The sequence below is a fragment of the Candidatus Proelusimicrobium excrementi genome (genome assembly GCF_937881865.1).
GTDB lineage: Bacteria > Elusimicrobiota > Elusimicrobia > Elusimicrobiales > Elusimicrobiaceae > Proelusimicrobium > Proelusimicrobium excrementi.
This window is the reverse complement of the sequence record NZ_CALGEO010000069.1, coordinates 1-5,085: the sequence shown is the minus strand read 5'-3', so window position 1 is coordinate 5,085 and position 5,085 is coordinate 1. Positions and strand designations below refer to the sequence as shown.

At 36.1% G+C, this 5,085-nt stretch carries 6 protein-coding genes and 1 tRNA gene; 2 read left to right on the top strand and 5 right to left on the bottom strand.

Features of this window, described 5'->3' with window-relative positions; translation table 11 throughout:
- The coding region (locus tag ACQY26_RS03380; protein WP_428047686.1) for a sugar phosphate nucleotidyltransferase at positions 1–298 on the bottom strand (298 nt) is incomplete at its 3' end.
- 14 nt (positions 299–312) lie between these two features.
- Between ACQY26_RS03380 and ACQY26_RS03375 the strand changes: the two genes are divergently transcribed.
- Positions 313–534, top strand: a complete 222-nt coding sequence (locus tag ACQY26_RS03375) for a thioredoxin family protein (RefSeq protein WP_428047687.1) — start codon at positions 313–315, stop codon at positions 532–534.
- Between the two features lie 223 nt (positions 535–757).
- Positions 758–829 (top strand) — tRNA-Arg (locus tag ACQY26_RS03370).
- Between the two features lie 79 nt (positions 830–908).
- Here the strand turns inward: ACQY26_RS03370 and ACQY26_RS03365 are convergent.
- From ACQY26_RS03365 to cas9, 4 genes are all read right to left on the bottom strand, one after another.
- Positions 909–1,415 (bottom strand): hypothetical protein, encoded by a 507-nt coding sequence (locus tag ACQY26_RS03365; protein ID WP_428047685.1) that lies wholly within the window; start codon positions 1,413–1,415, stop codon positions 909–911.
- Between the two features lie 731 nt (positions 1,416–2,146).
- Positions 2,147–2,473, bottom strand: coding sequence for a CRISPR-associated endonuclease Cas2 (cas2, locus tag ACQY26_RS03360; protein ID WP_428047684.1), 327 nt, complete (start codon positions 2,471–2,473; stop codon positions 2,147–2,149).
- Positions 2,474–2,498: 25 nt separating this feature from the next.
- Positions 2,499–3,395: a type II CRISPR-associated endonuclease Cas1 gene (cas1, locus tag ACQY26_RS03355; protein WP_428047683.1), complete on the bottom strand. Its 897-nt coding sequence runs from the start codon at positions 3,393–3,395 to the stop codon at positions 2,499–2,501.
- Between the two features lie 11 nt (positions 3,396–3,406).
- Positions 3,407–5,085 (bottom strand): type II CRISPR RNA-guided endonuclease Cas9 (cas9, locus tag ACQY26_RS03350; protein ID WP_428047682.1); only part of this gene is annotated, 1,679 nt, incomplete at its 5' end.

Sequence of the window (5,085 nt, the reverse complement as noted above, 5' to 3'; positions counted from 1 at the left end):
CGGAGCCGATAAAATCTTTGGCTAGAATAAAAGACTGGGCTATACCTTCGGGTTTGGGCTGTTCTATATAAGAAAGGTTCAGGCCCAGCTCATCCCCCCCGCCGAACAACGCTTTGAAAGCGGGTAAATCGCGGGGAGTGGAAATAAGCGCGATATTCCTTATCCCGGCGCGCATCAAAACCGAAAGGGGATAATATACCATCGGTTTATCATATACGGGGATAAGCTGCTTGGATATAGCAAAAGTGGCGGGATATAAACGACTGCCCGTGCCGCCGGCAAGAATAATGCCTTTCATGCGCCCTCCATCAAATAATAATCAGATTATATCATAAATGGGCCGAAGCATTTTCCGGCAAAATGAATATATACGCCGCCGATATAGATAAAACGACAAAAGCGGCCGGTGCATACAGTGTTAGCGGAATACCGACTTTAGTTTTCTTTAAAGATGAAGATCATTACGAAAAGTTCATCGGGGAAACTTCAAAAGCTTATTTAAAACAGAAATTGGAAGAATTGTTGAAAAAGTGAAGTAAGGCCGGTAATGCGCCGAAGCCTTGAATATAGAAAATGCCCCGGTTTGACGCCCGGGGCGTTTTTAATGTACAAAATGATACGCCAGCAAATCCCTGATAAAAAAGATGTTTTGCCCGTGCGCAAGATTTTTTGCAATAAAGTCGCAAGTTATATCTACATACGGGGTTTTGCTGATAAAAATAAAATGATAGAATTAAATTTTACAAACCGCTTTTATGCGCCCATAGTTCAATGGATAGAATAGCGGCCTCCGAAGCCGTTGGTGCAGGTTCGATTCCCGCTGGGCGCACTTTTTCAGACGATAGTATAGTAAAAAATATAGTAAAAATTTTAAAATCCCTATTTAAGATAGGGATTTTTTATTTTATTCAGATTTTGATAATGTTACACAAAAAGAGCTCTTCCTTTTTGATGTTGTTCCGAAGCTGAACAGCCCATGACGCAGCTAAAAGCCTCGAACGGCGTGCCAGCGGCCTGCCTTGCTCATCCACTGCTTTACTATCCCCAAACCAGCGGTAAAAGTTATAAACTTCTGCAAAACTCTTCCCTATCGGCTTCCCCTCGCTGTTTGTGGTATGCTTTAATTCCCCCTCAAAATTTATAAAATAAGCCTTGATTTTTCCGTTTTTATCTGTTATACTATCTTTACTGAAACCCTGCGGCAAAGCGCTTAAGTGCGTGGTTGCGGGGTTTCTCTTTACGTGCACATTGTAAAGGTCTAATAAATTCTTATCCTGCCCTTTTACACGTTCGGCGGCTAACTCTATCAAACATTCTTCCTGCCCTATTTGTACAATCGTTTCAAAATACACATATTCTTCCACATTTTGCTTATGCGCAATAGTCCTTTGGGAAGTATTGTGCGATAAATCCACATCCCCATTTTTAGGGCTTCTCTTAGCCGTATTAACAATCTTTTCTAAAGTAAGTAATGCCGTTTGATGTCTTTTTAATTTTCCTTACAGGAACAGTTTATTAATGCAAACCGAGAAAATGTTTATGATAGAGAAAAAGTAAACCGCAAGCTAATGAAGTACTTAGTCTGGTATAATACACAAAGATTGCATCAAAACATTAATTGTATGCCACCAATAGCTTACACATTAAAGGCTTTAGGGCTGTCTGGTCAAAAGTTCAAGATCTGTAGATACCATACACGCTCTTGACACCTTCTAATACAAATTAATAATATAAGTTATAAGTTTGCCTAATTTAAAGTTTGGCGGATTTATAAATGCATAGGCTTTTTACCCAGCTATTTGACAATTTAATTTAGGACTGTCACAGTCCAAACATTGTAAAAATTTTGAAAAACAGATTTGTTTCAATTCTTAATTTAGGAGATAGGAACATGCTGGAGTTTTGACAGGACTGAAAAAGCAGATTTGTTTCAATCTGGTCGCAACGATATGAAGAAGAGGAGCGGTTTTGACAGGACTGAAAAAGCAGATTTGTTTCAATAGCATTGTATAGACAGCACCTGTCTGTAATACGGATTTTAAGTTTTTTCAGTTATGTCTTAACAAACGAAAGGAAACCGTACCTCTATCAAATACGTAAGGTTAACCTTTCAACCAAAATTTTTAGTATTAAAATAATTTATTATTTACCAAAATTGCAATTGCTTACCAATGGATGTCTTTTCATCTATTTGGCGTTTTTTCTTTACTTCGGCGGCACTTATTGTAATAATGTTTCCCCATTGCGCATCCGTAATAAAGATACATTGGATATTTCCGGTTGTCGGGCTGATTATTTTTAAGTTATGTATTACGGAGTTTTTCTTTTCAACGCTGACGGCATTTTTTGCATATACCGAGTACTGCAACATTAAAAAACCGCTGTCCAGAAGAGCATTACGGAAGCGGGTCGCCTCTCTGCGTTCTTCTTTGGTATCTGTAGGTAAATCAAATAAAACCAAAAGCCAACCCATATAATATTTGCTTCTAGGTGTAGGTCTATTCTTCAAAAGAAAGTCCCTTCAAAGACGGTATTTTTATATTATTTACTATTTCCGTCCGATAAGCATCACAGACGGAAGATATATAACTATCTAAAGCAACAGGCAAAGAAACTTTTTTTGCTTTGCCAATATTTATTCTTGCCGTTATCATATCTTTTGCACAATGTTTTACAAAGGTTTCAATCTCCAAACGTGGATATTTTTTGTGATAACGCAATAATATGTAGTCAGAGAAAGGGCGCAAGGGCTCTATCAAATCATACACCAAAGGATTGCTTCTAAAGCGGTATTTATGGTGTATTCCCAAAACCGGATTTAGCCCGTGTATCAAAATACTTCTATGAAGCAAAGCGGACATGACCGCATAAGCATAATTAAGCATACCGTTTATAGGATTTTCCGCATTTTGATGTTCACGTTTTTTGGGAGCATTTTTACCGAAAGATTTAAAAAACACTTTCCAATAATGCCGGGCTATGTTGCCTTCTTCCAGGCAGTTATCCTGTATGTATTGCCATATTTTATGTTCTTTACACAAACAATCTAAAAGAAAGGCTTGGTTTTCACTCTTGTTTTTTAGGAGAAAAAACCATAATTTTGCCTGTAAAGACGGCGGCATATTTATTTGGCGTTCAAAGATATCTTTATGTACTATACGGTGCAAAGCGGTTGTCCTGCCTATGGGCTTATAGGAAGAATCACAATGTAAAATAACGGCGTTATTTTCCAGCAAGCGTGAAAAGCTCTCCCCGGAAAAACAAACTCCGCGCGCGGCAACCACAACCGCTAAAACATCGCACAGCGGCAAACGCTTTTGCGTTTTATCTGGTAAAGTACATGTAAGACAACCTCTGTCAACCCCGATAAAACTGCCATGGTTTAAAATGTGCACTATATGTGTTGTTATAGGATAGCTCCTTTATCTATTTTATAAGCCTTGCCTTCTTCAATAAAATTTTTCAATGATATCATATATTTCGCTCCGAAATCAGAGGTTAAAACAACTTGCCCGGATGAAATGGTATTCAATTTATATTTGCCGGGGTTTATATCAGCAGCTATACTTTTTTGACTTTTCTTTTTTGTTTTTTCATTCTCTATTTTAATTAATTTTACACCTCGCACTTTATTAGGCAAATATAGAGTTACACCCGTGTTCCAAAACAAAACTTTACGGTACTTTTCTTTAAATTCTTTAAGTTTATTAACAATACTGTCAAATGGATAAATTTGTTCAACCGCCCATTTTTCACCATTATTATAAATAACTTGTCCTTTATTTCCTTCTTTAGGCATAAGATATTGGCCCCTCACTTTGCCCATAGCACGATATTCTCCTATATCAGTTTTTAGAGAACCGTCCTTGTTCAGTACTTCTTTTTTTGTAAAAGCTTTAGAATCTATCATACTGATTTTATAAATCGGATTGCCTGATACTCTGAATTCTTTTAAAAACTTCTCCCACTCCTCTTGCGTAGGATTGCTTGCAAGTTTCTCTTCAAAAGCTTTTTTTACCGATAAATCAAATATCTTTTTCACATTCTTTTCAGCGTCGGATATCTTTATAAATAATTGTTCTATCCTTGTATTGAAACGGGAAACCATATAATACTTAACCTCTTTTCCTTCCTGACGAGCGCGCAAAGCGTAAACAGTTTCCCTTAAAACGGGTTTCTTGCTTCTTAACTGTATAGGGAAGACTTTACTTATGACATTTTCAAAATATTTTCTATTCCTTGCATATTCCGGTAAAATCAGTGTACCGCTTTTTTTATCGCGAATAATTTCTTTTGCAAAAGAAATTACAAGGGCGTCCAAAGCATGATGACGTTTATCCCCCCTGTTCTTTTTTATTTTTTCTAATTCTCCTGTGACTGTCATATAAACTATTTGTTCTTCAGATAAGTTTTTTAAGTCTTCATACAAAATAAAATTCAAGTTATAAGTTCTACGAACTTCGGCTGTAAAACCACCTGTGCACACAAACATTCTACGTTTATCACCTAAAGTATGTTCTCCCCAACCAAAATACAAACTGATTAGTTTTTTTGCAATTTTTTCCATATACTGGGTTGCCCGCAAATCTTTTTGAATTTGGGCTTCTTTTACAGCATCCGGCGAAATCAAATATAAATATTTTTTGGATTTGACATCAATATCTGTTCTTTTTAAATTCTCTAAAAAATCATTCCATTTACTATTATCACAAGAAAGCCATTCATAAGGAGTTTTATCTCCTTTTTCGCTTTGGTTTAAATCGTTAGTAGTAATAACTTTATTAGAAAAACTATTAGTTCCACCTCGTGAAGTAGGCACAATATGATCAATATCATATGAAGACCAAAGAGTGTATTTCAAATTCCTTGTATCAGATTTCACATCGTAAATATTGATGCTTTTTTGCTCTTCAAATAATTTAATCATCTCAATATTTTTGTATGTAATTGGGATTTTCTCATTTCTTAGTTTTTCACATGCCGCTATATTCTTTTTATAGTTGGCACCTATTTCTTTTTGATATTTAACCTTTTCTTTTTCGCTTATAAATTCTTCACGACCGATTTCTAACACGCAATAATCCG